This is a genomic window from Mesorhizobium salmacidum (SeqCode), from assembly GCF_037179605.1.
GTDB lineage: Bacteria > Pseudomonadota > Alphaproteobacteria > Rhizobiales > Rhizobiaceae > Mesorhizobium > Mesorhizobium salmacidum.
This window is the reverse complement of the sequence record NZ_JAPYKS010000004.1, coordinates 116,208-131,047: the sequence shown is the minus strand read 5'-3', so window position 1 is coordinate 131,047 and position 14,840 is coordinate 116,208. Positions and strand designations below refer to the sequence as shown.

The following is a 14,840-nucleotide window of genomic DNA, read 5'->3' as shown; positions in this document are numbered from 1 at the left end:
CCCCTGCAGACGCATTCCTTTTCGTATTTCCCCTAGTCGTAAAGTTTCGAGCCCGGATTGCAACGTGATTTTTCGACCGCTCCGCGTGGTTCCAAGTCACGTCTTCCCGATCGCCCGTTTTTCGCACCCAGCCCCTGGACTATGGCGGACCCTATCATTGGCATAACGCAATGTCTTTGACGATTGGGCCGCATCATGCGCTCCGTTTCGAAGAAATCACCGTCAAGATTGGGTGATGAGAAGAATCGTTGCGTTCCTGACATGGTTCGTTTTTTCGTCACACTCCTTTCCGCGACGTCAGGATTCTCCTACTTGACCACGAAACCATGCGCGAACGGGTCGCGGTCGTCGATGAAGATGGTGTTCAGTCCGGTCATGCGTGCCCAGCCGCCGATCGAGGGGATGATCGCCGGCTTGCCAGCCACGGTGACCTCTTTTTCGACCTTGCCCTTGAACAGCGAGCCGATGATCGATTCATGGACGAAGGCGTCGCCTGCCTTAAGCTTGCCCTTGGCATGAAGCTGCGCCATGCGCGCCGATGTGCCAGTGCCGCAGGGCGAGCGATCGATCGCCTTGTCGCCGTAGAAAACGGCATTGCGGGCATCGGCGCCCTCGACCGTCGGCTTGCCGGTCCACAGCATGTGCGACAATCCGGCAATGCCTGGATTCTCCGGATGCACGAAGGAATACTTCTCGTTGAGCCGCTGCCGCACCACCGGGCTCCAGGCGATGAAGTCGCCGGCGGAATAGTCGGCCATGTCGCGATAGTTCGCCTGCGGTTCGACGATGGCATAGAAATTGCCGCCATAGGCGACGTCGACGGTTATTTCGCCCAGCCCTGGACATTCGACTGTCAGCCCTTCGGCATGGAGGAAGGACGGCACATTGGTGATGCGCACCTCCTCGACATGCTCGCCGACCTGCTTGTATTCGGCGATGACCAGGCCGGCCGGCGTGTCGAGCCTGAGCACACCCGGCGTCTTCGGCTTGATCAAGCCGTGCTCGATGGCCATCGTCACTGTGCCGATGGTGCCGTGGCCGCACATGGGCAGGCAACCGGACGTCTCGATGAACAGGATGGCGATGTCGCAATCCTCGCGTGTTGGCGGATAGAGGATCGAGCCGGACATCACGTCATGGCCGCGCGGCTCGAACATCAGGCCGGTTCGGATCCAGTCATATTCGGCGAGGAAATGCGCGCGCCGTTCCATCATCGTCGAGCCCTGCAGCAGCGGCCCGCCGCCGGCGACCAGCCGCACCGGGTTGCCGCAGGTGTGGCCGTCGATGCAGAAGAAGGATTTCTTGGCCATGTCGCTCCTCAAGATCAAAACCGTTGTGGGCTGAAGGGGGCCAGATCAACGGACGAAGTCTGCCCCAGAACGAATTCCCTGATCAACCGCCCGGTTGCCGCGGCCTGGGTCAGGCCGAGATGGCCGTGACCGAAGGCGTAGATCACCGAACGGCTTCGCGTCGCCTTGCCGATGACGGGCACCGAATCCGGCAGCGAGGGCCGGAACCCCATCCATTCGCTTCCGCCCGAGGGATCGAGCCCCGGCAGGAATTTCTGCGCCTTCTGCAGGAGCGCTTTCGACCTGTTGAAATTGGGTGGTCGTTCGATGCCGCCGAGTTCCACGGCCCCGCCGACGCGCAGGCCCGTTTCGAGCGGGGTGATGACGAAGCCATGACCGGAAAAGATCAGCTGCCGCGTCACGTCGAAAGCGCTCGTCGGCAGCGTCGTGTTGTAGCCGCGCTCGGTCTCCAGCGGAATGCGATCGCCGAGTTGCCGCGCCAGCAGGTGCGACCAGGCGCCCGCGGCAATGACGATGTACCTGGCTTGTCTTATCGAGCCGTCGGCCAGCGTCAGTGTCGCACCATCCTGATTCGCGGCGACGCGGTCGATGCGGGCCATCTCGAAGCGGGCGCCTTTGGACTGCGCGTAAGCCCACACGGCCTTGCCGAGCAGTTTTGGATCGGCGACCGTCTTCCATCCCGGCACGAAGGTGCCCTTGACGAAGCGCGGTGACAACCCAGGCTGCAAGCCCGCGAGGTTTTCACCTTCTACATGGCGGAAGCCGATGCCGAAGCGCTCGCGCGCCGCCCAGCCCGACAGTGAGGCGCGGAACTCGGCTTCGCTTTCGTAGAGCTCGAGCGAACCGTCCTCGCGCAGCATCGGCCGCGTGCCGGACCGATCGAGCAGATCCATCCATTCGGCCTCGGCAAGCTTCATCATGCCGGCCTGGGCCGTCAGGCTCGCCTCGTATTTCCCTGGCGCGCCGGCGCGCCAGAACCGGATCAGCCAAGGCAGCAGCTTGGGCAGGTAGGCGGGCGGGATGCTGAGCGGGCCGAGTGGATCGGCGAGCCATTTCGGCAGCTGCCTGATCATGCCCTTGTGCGCCAGCGGCAGCACGTCGGAAAAAGCAAAGGCGGCGGCGTTGCCCGAGCTCGTCTCCTCGCAGATACCGGTGCGGTCGAAGACCGTGACATCCAGCCCGGCCTCGGCAAGGAAGGCAGCTACGCAAATACCGATGATCCCGCCACCGACGATGGCGATGTCTTTCCCTTCTCCCCGTTCACGGTTAGAAGGCGCCCGAAGGGCGGGGCGGCTCCCCTCGTCTGTCGATTTGGTACTTCCTGTCACGTGGGCGCTGCCCTTCACCTGGCTGCCGGCATCTTCTCCTTAGAATTGCGGCAGCGTTGGCCGTACCGCCAGTGCATCCTTGACGATCTTCTCGACGGTCTTGCGGCGTTCGCCCGACAGTGGCATGCGCGGCATGCGGACGCGATCGTTGGTGTTGATGGCGAACACTTCGGCAAGCTTGATGTTCTGCACCAGATAGGTCGAGACATCGAGGTCGAGCAGCGGCCGGAACCAGCGGTAGATGGCGAGCGCCTCTTCGCGGCGGCCCTGCTTCATCAGTTGGTAGACGGCGACGGTCTCGCGCGGGAAGGCGGTGACCAGGCCGGCCACCCAGCCGATGGCACCTACGGACAGCGCCTCGAAGGCGAGGTTGTCGACACCGGTGAACAGGTCGTAGCGGCTGCCCAGGCGGTTGATGATCTCGGTCGGGCGGCGGATGTCGTCGGAGGATTCCTTGATGGCGACGAAGCGCTTGTCCGATGCCAGCTCCTCCATCTGGTCGACGGTGACGTCGACGCGGTAGGCGAGCCGGTTGGAATAGATCATGACCGGCAGGTCGCCGGCCTCGGCCACGGCGCGCAGGGCGGCCACGGTCTCTTCCGCGTTGGTGTGGTAGATCGGGCTCGGCACCACCATCAGGCCGTTGGCGCCTTCCTTGGCGGCGCGCCTGGCGATGCTGGTCGCCTCGCGGGTGCCGGCCTCGTTGACGGTCAGCAGCACCGGCTTCTTGCCTGCGATCTTCTGCGCGGTCTTCAGCACCTCGATCTTCTCGTCAGGCGACAGCATCGGCCCTTCGCCGAGCGAGCCGCAGACGATGATGCCGTCGCAGCCGGCCTCCATCTGCAAGCTGAAGCAACGCTCCATTTCGGCGTGGTCGAGCCGGTCGTCGGTGGTGAATTTGGTCGTGACGGCGGGGAAAACTCCGGTCCACATGGCTATTTCTCCATCTGATATATCAGCCGTATATCTGTTAGGGAAGCCGCTGTCAATGCGGAGTCCGTTATGATATATTCTAGATATATCAGGAGACCGGCTTTGATATTCATGGAAGCAAGCACCCTGTCCGAGCCCGCGGCGACCAAGGCCTACCGTGTCCTTGAGCACATGATCGTCACGCTCGAACTGGCCCCGTCGAGTTTTGTCACCGAGGGCTCCTTGATCGAGCGGCTGGCGCTCGGCCGCACGCCGGTGCGCGAGGCGATACAGCGGCTGGCCTGGGAAGGGCTGCTCGACGTCAGGCCCCGCGCCGGGATCGCGATCGCGCCGCTGCATCCCGGCGACTGGCTGCGTGTGCTCGATGCCCGCCGCGGCGTCGAGGTGGTGCTCGCACGATCAGCCGCCCGTTTCGTCACCCGCGAGGCCGCCGACCTGTTTCACGAGGCGGCGCTCGCCATGCAGAAAGCAGTGATATCAGGCAATGTGCTTGCCTTCATCCAAGCCGACAAGGCGCTCGACGAGGCGCTGGCGCTGGCCGCCGACAACCCGTTCGCCGCCCGGCTGGCCGCCCCCCTGCAGACCCACAGCCGCCGCTTCTGGTTCCGCTACAAGGCGGACACTGGGCTGGCGGAATCCGCCGAGCACCATGTAGCACTGATCCGCTCGATCCTGGACGGCGACGAGGACGGCGCCGCCAAGGACGCCAAGAAACTGATGGCTCTGCTGCGCGGCCATGCCGAGGTGGCCGCGACGCGCTAACTGCAGAAATAGTTCAAGCGCCCGGCAACGCCGCCTTGATGGTTGGGCTGTCCCAGCCCTCGCCGACCGACAGGATGCAACTCTGGCCCTTCGTGTCGGAAGCCAGAACCGTCCAGCTGCCTTGATCGGAAACGAACACTTCGAGGACCACATTGGGATTGATCAGGCCGCGCCCGGCTTCGCTTTCGTGGAAGTTCTCACCGAGCGCTTTCACGATATCGGCGCGTGCCGCGCATTGTCCGGCCGCATTTGCCTGAGCAGCGCCGGTGCACATCGCCATCGCCGCAACGAACAGTGTCGCCGTAAGACGTCGTGTCATCTGACACCTCCTTGCGCCGGACGATGCAATGCCACCGGCCCGCCGTGCGGCGCCCTGGTTGTCTGCCGCGCCTCCTCCACGGCAGGATTGCAGCCCTAAGTCCCGCGAGCCCCGCCGGTTCCATCACATTAGCGTTTGCAAAAACAAAAGGCCTAAGTCCGGGGACTTAGGCCTTGAGTAAAATCGCGTCTTCTCGTCCGGTCGGTTCATCGTCCGGATAACGAATTCAGCGCCATCCTTGATGCCTGCCCGCGCCCCCAGCAAGGACACGCAGACGAAGAAAACGTCCGGTCAGTTCATCGTCGGGATGACGAATTCAGCCCCATCCTTGATGCCGGACGGCCAGCGCGAGGTCACCGTCTTGGTCTTGGTGTAGAAGCGGAACGCGTCCGGGCCGTGCTGGTTCAGGTCGCCGAAGGAAGACGCCTTCCAGCCGCCGAAGGTGTAGTAGGCGATCGGCACCGGGATCGGCACGTTGACGCCGACCATGCCAACCTGAACACGGCTAGCGAAGTCGCGCGCCGCGTCGCCGTCGCGGGTAAAGATGGCGACGCCATTGCCCATCTCGTGATCGTTGGCGAGCTTGATGGCGTTCTCATAGGTCGGTGCGCGCACCACCGAGAGCACCGGTCCAAAGATCTCTTCCTTGTAGATGCGCATGTCCGCCGTCACGTTGTCGAACAGGCAACCGCCCATATAGTAGCCGTCCTCATAGCCCTGCATCTTGAAGCCGCGGCCGTCGACGACGAGCTTGGCGCCTTCCTTGACACCGGTATCGACGTAACCCTTGACGCGCTCCAGCGCCTGGGCGGTGACCAGCGGGCCGAAATCGGCGGCTGAGTCCGTCGACGGTCCGACCTTCAGGCTCTCGACGCGCGGGATCAGCTTTTCCATCAGCCGGTTGGCGGTGTCGTTGCCGACCGGCACCGCCACCGAGATCGCCATGCAGCGCTCGCCGGCCGAGCCGTAACCGGCGCCGATCAGCGCGTCGACGGTCTGGTCCATGTCGGCGTCGGGCATGATGATCATGTGGTTCTTGGCGCCGCCGAAGCACTGCACGCGCTTGCCGGCCGCCGTGCCGCGCGAATAGATGTAGTGGGCGATCGGCGTCGAGCCGACAAAGCCGATGGCCTTGATGTCGGGATCGTCGAGGATAGCGTCGACGACATCCTTGTCGCCGTTGACGACGTTGAGGATGCCAGCCGGCAGGCCGGCCTCGATGAACAGCTCGGCAATGCGCATCGGCACGCCCGGATCACGCTCCGAAGGCTTCAGGATGAAGGCGTTGCCGCAGGCGATCGCCGGTGCGATCTTCCAAAGCGGGATCATCGCCGGGAAATTGAACGGCGTGATGCCGGCGACGACGCCGAGCGGCTGGCGCATCGAATAGACGTCGATGCCTGGCCCGGCGCCGTCGGTGAACTCACCCTTCATCATATGCGGCGCGCCGATGCAGACCTCTACGACTTCGAGGCCGCGCTGGATGTCGCCCTTGGCGTCGGCGATGGTCTTGCCGTGTTCGCGCGCCAGGATCTCGGCCAATTCGTCATAGTCGCGGGCGACCAGTTCGAGGAATTTCATCAGCACGCGCACGCGGCGCTGCGGATTGGTCGCCGCCCATTTGGGCTGCGCGGCCTTGGCATTCTCGACCGCCGCGCGCAGTTCCGCCTGCGAGGCCAGCGCCACCGTGCCGCGCACCGTGCCGTCCATCGGCTGCATGACGTCCTGCTTGCGGCCGCTGGTGCCGGCGACACGCTTGCCGCCGATGAAATGACCGTAATCGATCATGATTTCTCTCCCTTGTTTGTGATGCCGTATTGTCCGCCTTTGCGGCGGCGAAGGCAACGCGAGGGAGAACGCAACCGTTGTGCGGAAAATAGATAACAAGCGAGACCTGTGCATCAATTGCCGCAAATGGTAAGGTATGCTGGACATCACTGGTATGGTTATATTGGATTCTGTGGAACGCGCCGTTGACGATTGCCCCCGGGAGCATTCCCATGAACTGGGATGACGTCCGCATCTTCCTCGCCGTGGCGCGCGCCGGCCAGATTCTTGGCGCCGCGCGCCGGCTTGAGCTCAACCATGCCACCGTCTCGCGCCGCATCGCGGCCCTTGAGGAAGCACTGAGGACAAAACTCTTTCGCCGGCTGACCACCGGCAGCGAGTTGACGCCGGCCGGCGAGCGCTTCCTCGATATCGCCGAGCGCATAGAAGGCGACATGATCGCCGCGCGCTCGACCATATCAGGCGAAGGAGATGACGTGTCCGGCACCGTGCGCATCGGCGCACCCGACGGCTTCGGCGTCGCCTTCCTGGCCAAGCGGCTGGGCGAACTCACCGCCCTTCACCGCGAACTCACCATCCAGCTCGTGCCGGTGCCGCGCTCCTTCTCGCTGTCGCGGCGCGAAGCCGATATCGCGATCACCGTCGAACGGCCGACCGAAGGCCGGCTGGTGGCGGGAAAATTGGTCGACTATTCGCTCGGCCTGTTCGCCTCCCGCGGCTATGTCGACGCGCATGGCCTGCCCAAAACCGCCGCCGAACTCGGCCAGCACACACTGATCGGCTATGTGCCTGATCTCATCGTCAGCCCTTCGCTCGACTATGCCGCAGAATTCAGCGCGGACTGGCGCACCAGCTTCGCCATCTCCTCGGCGCTCGGCCAGGCCGAGGCCGTGCGCTCGGGCGCCGGCATCGGCATCCTGCACACCTTCGTCGCCCGCTCGATGCCGGAGTTGGTGGCCGTCGATGTGGTCGCGCCTATCCGCCGCGCCTACTGGCTGGTCTATCACGAATCGGTCAGGCCGCTGCGCCGCGTCCAGATCGTCGCCAGCTTCATCACCAAGGCGGTCGAGCGCGAGCGGGGCCTCTTCCTGTAGAAGCGCCGTCACGGCAAAACAGCCAGGTTTCCACACGCCGCCTTTTCCTTGCCACAAAACCGCACAGTGTGGCATCACCGGTCGCCGGCCATGGTGGGTGCCGGGTGGAGAAATCTTTCAGAAAGCTGGCGCGGATAGACATGCGAGCCGTTCTTGCCATCCTGCCGCTGCTGCTCGTCTCCGCATGCGCCAACCCATGGACAAAAGTGCCGGAAGCCGAATTGCCCAAACCGATCCGCTACGTCATGGCGCGCCCCTCGCCTTTCGTCATCGGCAATTACTGCGGTCCCGGCACCCGCACCGGCGATCTGTCGGCCCGGCCGGTCGACCGCCTCGACGCCGTTTGCCGAACCCATGACGCCTGCTACATCGCTCGCCGCAACCATTGCGACTGCGATGGCGCCCTGATTGCCTCGGCGAGCGCAATCCGCGACGACAAGACGGCGCCCCGCAAGATGCGCAGCGAGGCGGAACTGCTGATTGCCACCTTCACCATCCCTGTCTGCAAGGTTTTTCCGCAAGGTTTCATGCCGCCGCGCGACCCGGCGCAGTTGAGCGCCATGAAGGCCGGAGCCGCCGGGTGAACGTCCGCACGGCCGTCATCCTCGTCCTGTTCGGACTGGCCGCCCTTGCCGGCTGTGCCGACGCAGGCGGCAATGCCTGCGACCTCCTGGCGGGACAGGAGGCTTGCGCGCGGCCCTCGCTGTCGGCCAGCACGCCCGGGGCACAGGTCGCGGCGGCGCAGTTTTTCGGAGATACCGGCGACAGCGACTACGAAAGAGGGTTCCTGACGCTGCTCGCCAACAACCAGCTCGGCGCCATGGACCGTGCCAACAGCACCGGCCCCTTCGGGCGCAACCGCCGCGATGTTCAGAACCGCGATTTCCAGGCGACGTATTCGACGCTACGGCAACTGGCCGGACCGATCGCCAAGGCGCATCTGCCGCCGGCCGGCATAGGCAGCGGCGACGGTCATTTCGACGGCCGCTGGCGGGTGTCGCGGCAGACGCTCTACATCGATGCGGCGGCGCGTCCTTCGGCGCCCAAGACTTTCGATTTCTCCGGCCTGCAGGCGCGCAGCACCGAGATCGTCGTGCGGCAGGCAGGCAGGCAGCCGGCCGACATCGAGGGCACTTGCGACGGCGCATTGGCGATCCGTGCCGCGGGAACCTCACGCATCATCGCCGCCGGCGCGGCATTCGGCTTTCGCCTGTCGGGCGAGGACGACACGGTCAGCCTGTTTCCGGGTGACAGCCTGAACCGGTGCACGGCAAGGATCCGCTCCAGCCTTGCTCCCACCGGCGCGCCCCTCACCATCCGGCGCGAAGAGACCGCCGATCCGGCGCTCGCCAGCTTGGACAGCCGCTACCAGCGCTGCCCGGTCCCCAGCGGCGCCGACATCGACGCCCTCGAGCGCGCTTTCTATGCTAGCCGCTGGCTGTCGCAGACCTGCGCCATGCCGATCGGCGAGCCCAGGCTGCTGCGCAAGTCGCGCGACGGCTTCAACGCCAAGGTCGAGGCGCTGATGGGCGCGCCGCTGTCCGATGCGACAATAGACAAGGGTGACCCCGAACTGCCGCTCGATTTCTCGAAGGCGCCAACGCTGAAGCTGATCTATCTGTCCTCGCTCGAGTTCAAGGCGGACTTTTCCGGCCGTATCATCGAACGATTGATCCGCCATCATGCAGCGCTTGGCACCAAGGTGCGCATCATGATCACCGACGTGCTGGAACGCGACAAGGACGACGCCATGCTGCACCGCCTGGCGGCCGAATTCCCCAATGTCGAATTGCAGGAATATCGCTGGCAGGCGGACCATGGCGCGCCGATCGACGAGCAGATTTCACAATTGCACAAGGTCCATCATATCAAAATGCTGGCGACGCTAGCGCAGGACCCCGCGCGTTCGCGCGTCATCATCGGCGGCCGCAACATCCATGACGGCTTCCTGTTCCATCAGCCGGTCGACCTGTCGCGCTATCCGGACCTCGAGCAATACGGCAAGACCGACGGATTTTCGCTGAACTACTATTCGAACTGGAGCGACTTCGACATCGAGTTCGCCGACCGGGCGACGGTCGAGAGGCTGGCCGCGCATCTGTCGACGATATGGCTGCGCGACGCAGACACCAACCTGGCGCGCCCCTTCTCCGTCCCGGTCCACGGAGATGGCCGCCCCCAAGGCAATGCCCGGCATTTCATCTCGGTGCCCTATGAGGATGATCATGCGCTGGAGGCCTATTTCGTCGAGCTTGTCGATGCCGCCCAGCACCGTATCCAGATCGTCAACCCTTACCTCAATTTGACCCCCAGCCTCGCCGAGGCCTTTGACCGGGCACTCGCCCGCGGCGTCAGGATCGACATTGTCGGCCGCATCGACCTCAAGGGCGACATCGGCGGCAAGTTCCTTACCGCGCTGAACAAGCTGTTCGTCGAGAAATATGGCGACCGCATCGACATCCGCGAGTTCAAGGCGCCTGACGTGGTGCTGCATTCCAAGATCATGATGATCGACGAAAGGCTGGTCGCCATTTCCTCGGTCAACCTCAACAACCGCAGCTTCTTCCACGATTCGGAGAACGGCATGATGGTGCTCGACCCCGCCTTCTACGCCAGGATGAAGCCGGTCTATGACGACTACCTCGCGCACTCGAACCCGGTTTCCACCAAGGTGACGATCCCGTGGGCCTACCGGCTGCTGTTCGACGAGGCGTGGGTCAGGCAGGCGTTCTGATGCATGTCGCCCAAAAGCGGCTCCGGTTTTGGGGCAACGACATGCATCAAAGCAAGAACAAAGCGCGTCGGCCAGACGCGCGGGCCGCTTATTTCAGATAGCGCTCCTGCGCCAGGGCGCGCACGTCGATGTCGGGTACCCGGTTCGACATGATGTCGGCCAGCACCTTGGCCGAGCCGCAGGCCATGGTCCAGCCGAGCGTGCCATGGCCGGTGTTGAGAAAGAGATTGGAAAGTTCGGTGCGGCCGATCAGCGGCGGTCCGTCCGGCGTCATCGGCCGCAGCCCGCACCAGAAAGTCGCTTCGCGCATGGCGCCGGCGCCGGGAAAGAGATCGCCGACCGAGTGTTCGAGGGTGCGGCGCCGCGATTCGTGCAGCCTGAGATCGAAGCCGGAAATCTCGGCCGTGCCGCCGACGCGGATGCGGTCGCCGAGCCGGGTGATCGCGACCTTGTAGGTTTCGTCCATCACCGTCGACACCGGTGCGGCGGCGGCGTCCTTGATCGGCACCGTGATCGAATAGCCCTTGACCGGATAGACCGGGATCGGCCGCTTCATCCGGCGCATGAGGCCCGCCGAGTAGCTGCCCAGCGCCATCACATAGGCATCGGCGGTCTTGAAACCCTTGCTCGTGCTGAGATTGGCGACGCGATTGCGGCTGCGGATGACGCGCCAGATGGTCATGTCATATTCGAACTTGACGCCGCGCGCCACGCAGAGCTCGGTCAGCCTGTCGGTGAACATCTTGCAGTCGCCGGTCTCGTCATGCGGCAGCCTCAACCCGCCGACGAACTTATCGCGGACCCCGGCCAGCGCCGGCTCGGCCGCGATACAGCCGTCGGGATCGAGCACTTCGTAGGGCACGCCATATTTCTTCAGCACCTCGACATCGCCTGACGTGCCGTCGAGCTGCTTTTGCGTGCGAAACAGCTGCAGCGTGCCCTGGGTCCGCTCGTCATAGGCAATGCCCGTTGCTTCGCGTAGCGCCTTCAGCGTGTCGCGACTGTATTCCGCCAGCGGCACCATGCGCGATTTGTTGATGGCGTAGCGCTCGGCGGTGCAGTTGCGCAGCATCTTGACCAGCCATGTCCACATATGCGGGTCGAAGGCCGGCCGCACCACCAGCGGGCCATGCTTCATCAAGAGCCACTTGACCGCCTTGAGCGGGATGCCGGGACCGGCCCAGGGCGAGGCATAGCCGGGCGAAATCTCGCCGGCATTGGCAAAGCTGGTTTCCAGCGCCGGGCCTTTCTGGCGGTCGATCACCGTCACCTCATGGCCGGCCTCGGCGAGATAATAGGCCGTGGTCACCCCGATGACGCCACTGCCCAGCACCATGATCTTCATTCATTCACTCCTTACGCCATGTCCTTCATGCCGATGGACATGGCCGCATCTGCGATTCGCACACGATCGCCGGCGAAAATCGATGCCGATCTTCGCGACCTTGCGCCATGGCTTTCATGCCGCCGAGGGACCGGGGTCGTCATCTCTCTCTGTCTGCCGCATTCCTGCCGTCCCGCCAAGAGGCCGGATGGAAATGTCGGCGCTGTAGACGAGGGTCAGTCCGTGCGGCCGGGGTCCGCCAGCGGCGGCTCTTTCCCGGGCTGCCCGCCGCGCGGCTTCCGGCTGATAGAGCACCGCCTTGATCCGGATCGATTCGCGCCTGCCGTCGGGGTGCTCGAGCGAAGCCGTCTGGCCTTGCGCCATGCCAAGCATGCACAGCCCGCGCCTGGTTGCCACCGACAGGCTGGAGCCGACTGGTCCACGTATTTCGCTCTGCACCAGGGTGCGCGTCTCGGCCACACCGGCATCGACGCAAAACACCACCCGGCTGTTCAGCGTCACGATATCGGCTTCGATCGACTCGATGGGCATGACGCCGGCATTGGAAAGCTTTTCTTCGATCATCCGGACCATCGGATCCGCGAAGGCCCGTCGGCGCTCAAGTATCACTTCCAGGACGGCGAAATCCTTCGTCGTCAGGCGGCAGCTTCCGTTTTTCATCACCGCCTCCACGATCAGTACTCGCCGCCGCAGACGGGCGTATCGACGGCCTCCACGGTCACCGACAGTTTGCGGCCGCCTCGACCGCTCCAGCGCACCACCTGCCCGATGCTGGCGCCGACCAGCGCCGTTCCCATCGGCGTCAGCACCGAAATCCGGTTTTCGGCAATATCGGCGTCGCCTGGATAGACCAGCGTGATGTGCTTGATATCACCGCTTTCGCCGCGAACCGTGACCGTCGATCCCATTCGCACTACGTCGGCCGGCATTGCCTCCGCTTCCGTGATCACCGCCCGATCCAGCTCCGCGAGCAACTCTTCAGCCGTCTCGGGGGCGCGGTCGAGCACGGTGCTCGCCAGACCGGTCAACCTGTCATGGTCGGTGTCGCTGATCAGAATCTGTGCGGATGGACGCAGTCCCGTTGCATGTTGCATGACAAACCTCATGGATCGGCGCATCGAGCAGATGCGCGCTTGCCGCCGCGCTGACGGCGGCCTGATGAAAGCCGGCAGCCGCGGAAAGCGGTGCGGCTTGATGGCGATGGGTGGATGTATGGATGCCCCGGGACGGACGAACGCCGGAAGGCGGCCGCGCCGGGGCTACGATCCCGCGATCGGGCAGACCCTGAACAAGGTTCTGATATAAGCGAGGTTGCTCATGCGCCGAACCTTGCCGACAGGCGTCCGCTTGTCAAGCGCGGCCAAACCGCTCAACCGCCGACATAGCGCCGGTGGAAGCGCGTGCCGAGACTGGCCAGGATTTCGTAGCCGATGGTGCCGGCATGGCCGGCGGCGTCGTCGACGCTTTGCGAAGGACCGAGCAGTTCGACGAGATCCCCTTCGCGAAGCTTGCCGGGCGGCAGGGCGGAAATGTCGAGAATGATCGAATCCATCGACACGCGCCCGAGGAAGGGCAGGCGCGCGCCCTCGAACCAGGCGGCCGACGCTGATCGCCGCAACCAGCCATCCGCATAGCCGAACGAGATGGTCGCCAGGCTGAGCGGCCCTTCCGCATGATGGGTGTGGCCATAGCCGATGCCCGTGCCCTGTTCCACGCAGCGCGTCTGCGCCACCTTGGCCTGCAGCCGCACCACGGGCAGCATCGGGTTGGGTTCGGCAGGCGTCGGATTGATGCCGTAGAGCGCTGCGCCAGGGCGGGCGAGATCATAATGATAGGACGGTCCGAGAAAGATGCCGGAGGAGTTGGCGAGCGAGGCGGGCGCCTCGGGCAGCATCGCGCGCAGCCGCTCGAACGCCAGCCGCTGCTGTTCATTGGCGGGGTGGTCAGGCTCGTCGGCGCAAGCCAGGTGGCTCATCACATATCTGACGTCGATGCCGTCGATAGCGGTGGCATCACCAGCCATCGCCTCGACTTCGGCTGGTGCCATGCCAAGCCGCGACATGCCGCTGTCGACCTGGATGGCGGCCGGAAGTTTTCGGCCAACGCGATGTGCCGCCGCGCGCCAGGCTTTCAACTGCGCGCCACTGTTGACGACCGCGCAGAGATCGGACGCGACCGCTTCCGGCTCGGAGCCCGGCGGCAGTCCGTTCAGCACGTGGATCTCAGGTCCGGCCCCGATCGCCTTCCGGAGCGCGATGCCTTCGGCCAGCAGCGCGACGAAGAAGACGTCACAGCCTTCTCTCGCCAGCGCCGATGCCACTTGGCTCGCGCCGAGACCGTAGCCGTCGGCCTTGACCACGCCGGCGCAGCGCACGCCGCCCAGCCTTGCCTTCAGCCGCCGGTGGTTTTCGCGGATCGCACTGAGATCGATGGTGAGAATGGCCCCGGCCGCCGCCTCGCTTACGGCAGCGCCATCATCGGGCAGCAATCTTGTGGGGGCGTCGTTCATGGCGACCCTCCTTGTAGCGGATAAGATATCAATAGGACCGCTGGGCCGACACGGCAACAGCGGCCCTCGAACCACGGCCGACGCGCGACATACTAGGGAACCAGATGCCGGAACGCCGCCACCACATCTTCATAGACCTGACGCTTGAACGGCACGATAAGGTCGGGAAGGTCCTGCATCGGCCGCCACGACCACTTGTCGAATTCGGCGGTGTGGCCGCCCGGCGGCGGGTTGATCTGGATCTCGCTGGTATCGCCATGGAAGCGGAAGGCGAACCATTTTTGCGTCTGGCCGCGATACCTGCCCTTGAAGGCGATGCCGACGAGGTGGTCCGGCAGATCGTAGTTGATCCAGTCCGGCGCTTCGGCCAGCATCGAGACGCTGCGCATGCCGGTCTCCTCATAGAGCTCCCGCTCCGCCGCCTGCAGCGGCTCCTCGCCCATGTCGATGCCGCCTTGCGGCATCTGCCAGAGCTGCGTCGTACCGGCGAATTCGCTGTCGGGTTCGGCAATGCGATGCCCGACCCAGACCAGCCCCTCGCCATTGAGGATCATCAACCCGACACAGGGGCGATAGGGCAGCGTTTCGCGGTCGACTTTTTTGGCCATAGGTGAGGTTCCAGCCGTTTTGAGAATTCGCTCTGGTGAGGCAGGTGGCGAGTGATTTCGAGAACCGGAGCGGAGCGTACTTAAAGTACGCGAGCACCGGAAGCGCGGAA

The 14,840-nt window shown here is 64.4% G+C and carries 14 protein-coding genes; 4 read left to right on the top strand and 10 right to left on the bottom strand.

Going from position 1 to position 14,840, the window contains the following annotated elements; all coding sequences use genetic code 11:
* Nucleotides 1-308 precede the first annotated feature (308 nt).
* From O7A60_RS06965 to O7A60_RS06955, 3 genes are read right to left on the bottom strand one after another with little or no spacing between them, the layout of a single operon-like run.
* The gene (locus O7A60_RS06965; RefSeq protein ID WP_337105647.1) at nucleotides 309-1,310 is read right to left on the bottom strand and encodes a 4-hydroxyproline epimerase; all 1,002 of its coding nucleotides are present in this window, start codon (nucleotides 1,308-1,310) and stop codon (nucleotides 309-311) included.
* 14 nt (nucleotides 1,311-1,324) lie between these two features.
* The gene (locus O7A60_RS06960; protein ID WP_337105646.1) at nucleotides 1,325-2,638 is read right to left on the bottom strand and encodes an NAD(P)/FAD-dependent oxidoreductase; all 1,314 of its coding nucleotides are present in this window, start codon (nucleotides 2,636-2,638) and stop codon (nucleotides 1,325-1,327) included.
* Nucleotides 2,639-2,677: 39 nt separating this feature from the next.
* Nucleotides 2,678-3,571: a dihydrodipicolinate synthase family protein gene (locus tag O7A60_RS06955; RefSeq protein WP_337105645.1), complete on the bottom strand. Its 894-nt coding sequence runs from the start codon at nucleotides 3,569-3,571 to the stop codon at nucleotides 2,678-2,680.
* Between the two features lie 69 nt (nucleotides 3,572-3,640).
* Here O7A60_RS06955 and O7A60_RS06950 point away from each other — a divergent pair, with 69 nt between their 5' ends.
* Entirely contained in the window at nucleotides 3,641-4,333 is a 693-nt protein-coding gene (locus tag O7A60_RS06950) for a GntR family transcriptional regulator (protein WP_415926801.1), read from the top strand.
* A 13-nt stretch (nucleotides 4,334-4,346) separates the two neighbouring features.
* Here the strand turns inward: O7A60_RS06950 and O7A60_RS06945 are convergent, their stop codons facing one another.
* Both O7A60_RS06945 and O7A60_RS06940 read right to left on the bottom strand, forming a co-directional pair.
* On the bottom strand, nucleotides 4,347-4,652 hold the full coding sequence (locus O7A60_RS06945) for a hypothetical protein (protein ID WP_027141741.1): 306 nt from the start codon (nucleotides 4,650-4,652) through the stop codon (nucleotides 4,347-4,349).
* Nucleotides 4,653-4,943: 291 nt separating this feature from the next.
* On the bottom strand, nucleotides 4,944-6,440 hold the full coding sequence (locus O7A60_RS06940) for a CoA-acylating methylmalonate-semialdehyde dehydrogenase (protein WP_027141740.1): 1,497 nt from the start codon (nucleotides 6,438-6,440) through the stop codon (nucleotides 4,944-4,946).
* A gap of 212 nt (nucleotides 6,441-6,652) precedes the next feature.
* Between O7A60_RS06940 and O7A60_RS06935 the strand changes: the two genes are divergently transcribed.
* The 3 genes from O7A60_RS06935 (at nucleotide 6,653) to O7A60_RS06925 (ending at nucleotide 10,268) form a co-directional block, all read left to right on the top strand.
* Nucleotides 6,653-7,534, top strand: coding sequence for a LysR family transcriptional regulator (locus O7A60_RS06935; RefSeq protein ID WP_337105643.1), 882 nt, complete (start codon nucleotides 6,653-6,655; stop codon nucleotides 7,532-7,534).
* A 140-nt stretch (nucleotides 7,535-7,674) separates the two neighbouring features.
* On the top strand, nucleotides 7,675-8,118 hold the full coding sequence (locus O7A60_RS06930) for a hypothetical protein (RefSeq protein WP_337105642.1): 444 nt from the start codon (nucleotides 7,675-7,677) through the stop codon (nucleotides 8,116-8,118).
* Complete coding sequence (locus tag O7A60_RS06925; protein WP_337105641.1) at nucleotides 8,115-10,268, top strand: phospholipase D-like domain-containing protein; 2,154 nt, start codon at nucleotides 8,115-8,117, stop codon at nucleotides 10,266-10,268. The genes O7A60_RS06930 and O7A60_RS06925 overlap by 4 nt, the downstream gene beginning before the upstream one ends.
* Before the next feature lie 88 nt (nucleotides 10,269-10,356).
* On the opposite strand, the gene O7A60_RS06920 is transcribed toward O7A60_RS06925, so the two are convergent.
* From O7A60_RS06920 to O7A60_RS06900, 5 genes are all read right to left on the bottom strand, one after another.
* Nucleotides 10,357-11,613 carry a D-amino acid dehydrogenase gene (locus O7A60_RS06920; RefSeq protein ID WP_337105640.1) on the bottom strand — a complete coding sequence of 419 codons (1,257 nt, stop codon included), beginning with the start codon at nucleotides 11,611-11,613 and terminating at the stop codon, nucleotides 10,357-10,359.
* A gap of 114 nt (nucleotides 11,614-11,727) precedes the next feature.
* Nucleotides 11,728-12,273, bottom strand: coding sequence for a nucleoside-diphosphate kinase (locus O7A60_RS06915; RefSeq protein ID WP_337105639.1), 546 nt, complete (start codon nucleotides 12,271-12,273; stop codon nucleotides 11,728-11,730).
* Nucleotides 12,274-12,287: 14 nt separating this feature from the next.
* Nucleotides 12,288-12,707, bottom strand: a complete 420-nt coding sequence (rnk, locus tag O7A60_RS06910) for a nucleoside diphosphate kinase regulator (protein WP_337105638.1) — start codon at nucleotides 12,705-12,707, stop codon at nucleotides 12,288-12,290.
* A gap of 275 nt (nucleotides 12,708-12,982) precedes the next feature.
* Entirely contained in the window at nucleotides 12,983-14,122 is a 1,140-nt protein-coding gene (gene alr, locus O7A60_RS06905) for an alanine racemase (RefSeq protein ID WP_337105637.1), read from the bottom strand.
* A gap of 92 nt (nucleotides 14,123-14,214) precedes the next feature.
* Nucleotides 14,215-14,730 (bottom strand): RNA pyrophosphohydrolase, encoded by a 516-nt coding sequence (locus O7A60_RS06900; RefSeq protein WP_140509947.1) that lies wholly within the window; start codon nucleotides 14,728-14,730, stop codon nucleotides 14,215-14,217.
* Nucleotides 14,731-14,840: the final 110 nt, after the last annotated feature.

Coding starts and splice junctions, on each gene's coding strand:
- O7A60_RS06965 (WP_337105647.1), bottom strand. CDS start 1,310: ATGGCCAAGAAATCCTTCTTCTGCATCGACGGCCACACCTGCGGCAAC.
- O7A60_RS06955 (WP_337105645.1), bottom strand. CDS start 3,571: ATGTGGACCGGAGTTTTCCCCGCCGTCACGACCAAATTCACCACCGAC.
- O7A60_RS06950 (WP_415926801.1), top strand. CDS start 3,641: ATGATATATTCTAGATATATCAGGAGACCGGCTTTGATATTCATGGAA.
- O7A60_RS06945 (WP_027141741.1), bottom strand. CDS start 4,652: ATGACACGACGTCTTACGGCGACACTGTTCGTTGCGGCGATGGCGATG.
- O7A60_RS06940 (WP_027141740.1), bottom strand. CDS start 6,440: ATGATCGATTACGGTCATTTCATCGGCGGCAAGCGTGTCGCCGGCACC.
- O7A60_RS06935 (WP_337105643.1), top strand. CDS start 6,653: ATGAACTGGGATGACGTCCGCATCTTCCTCGCCGTGGCGCGCGCCGGC.
- O7A60_RS06930 (WP_337105642.1), top strand. CDS start 7,675: ATGCGAGCCGTTCTTGCCATCCTGCCGCTGCTGCTCGTCTCCGCATGC.
- O7A60_RS06920 (WP_337105640.1), bottom strand. CDS start 11,613: ATGAAGATCATGGTGCTGGGCAGTGGCGTCATCGGGGTGACCACGGCC.
- O7A60_RS06915 (WP_337105639.1), bottom strand. CDS start 12,273: ATGAAAAACGGAAGCTGCCGCCTGACGACGAAGGATTTCGCCGTCCTG.
- rnk (WP_337105638.1), bottom strand. CDS start 12,707: ATGCAACATGCAACGGGACTGCGTCCATCCGCACAGATTCTGATCAGC.
- alr (WP_337105637.1), bottom strand. CDS start 14,122: ATGAACGACGCCCCCACAAGATTGCTGCCCGATGATGGCGCTGCCGTA.
- O7A60_RS06900 (WP_140509947.1), bottom strand. CDS start 14,730: ATGGCCAAAAAAGTCGACCGCGAAACGCTGCCCTATCGCCCCTGTGTC.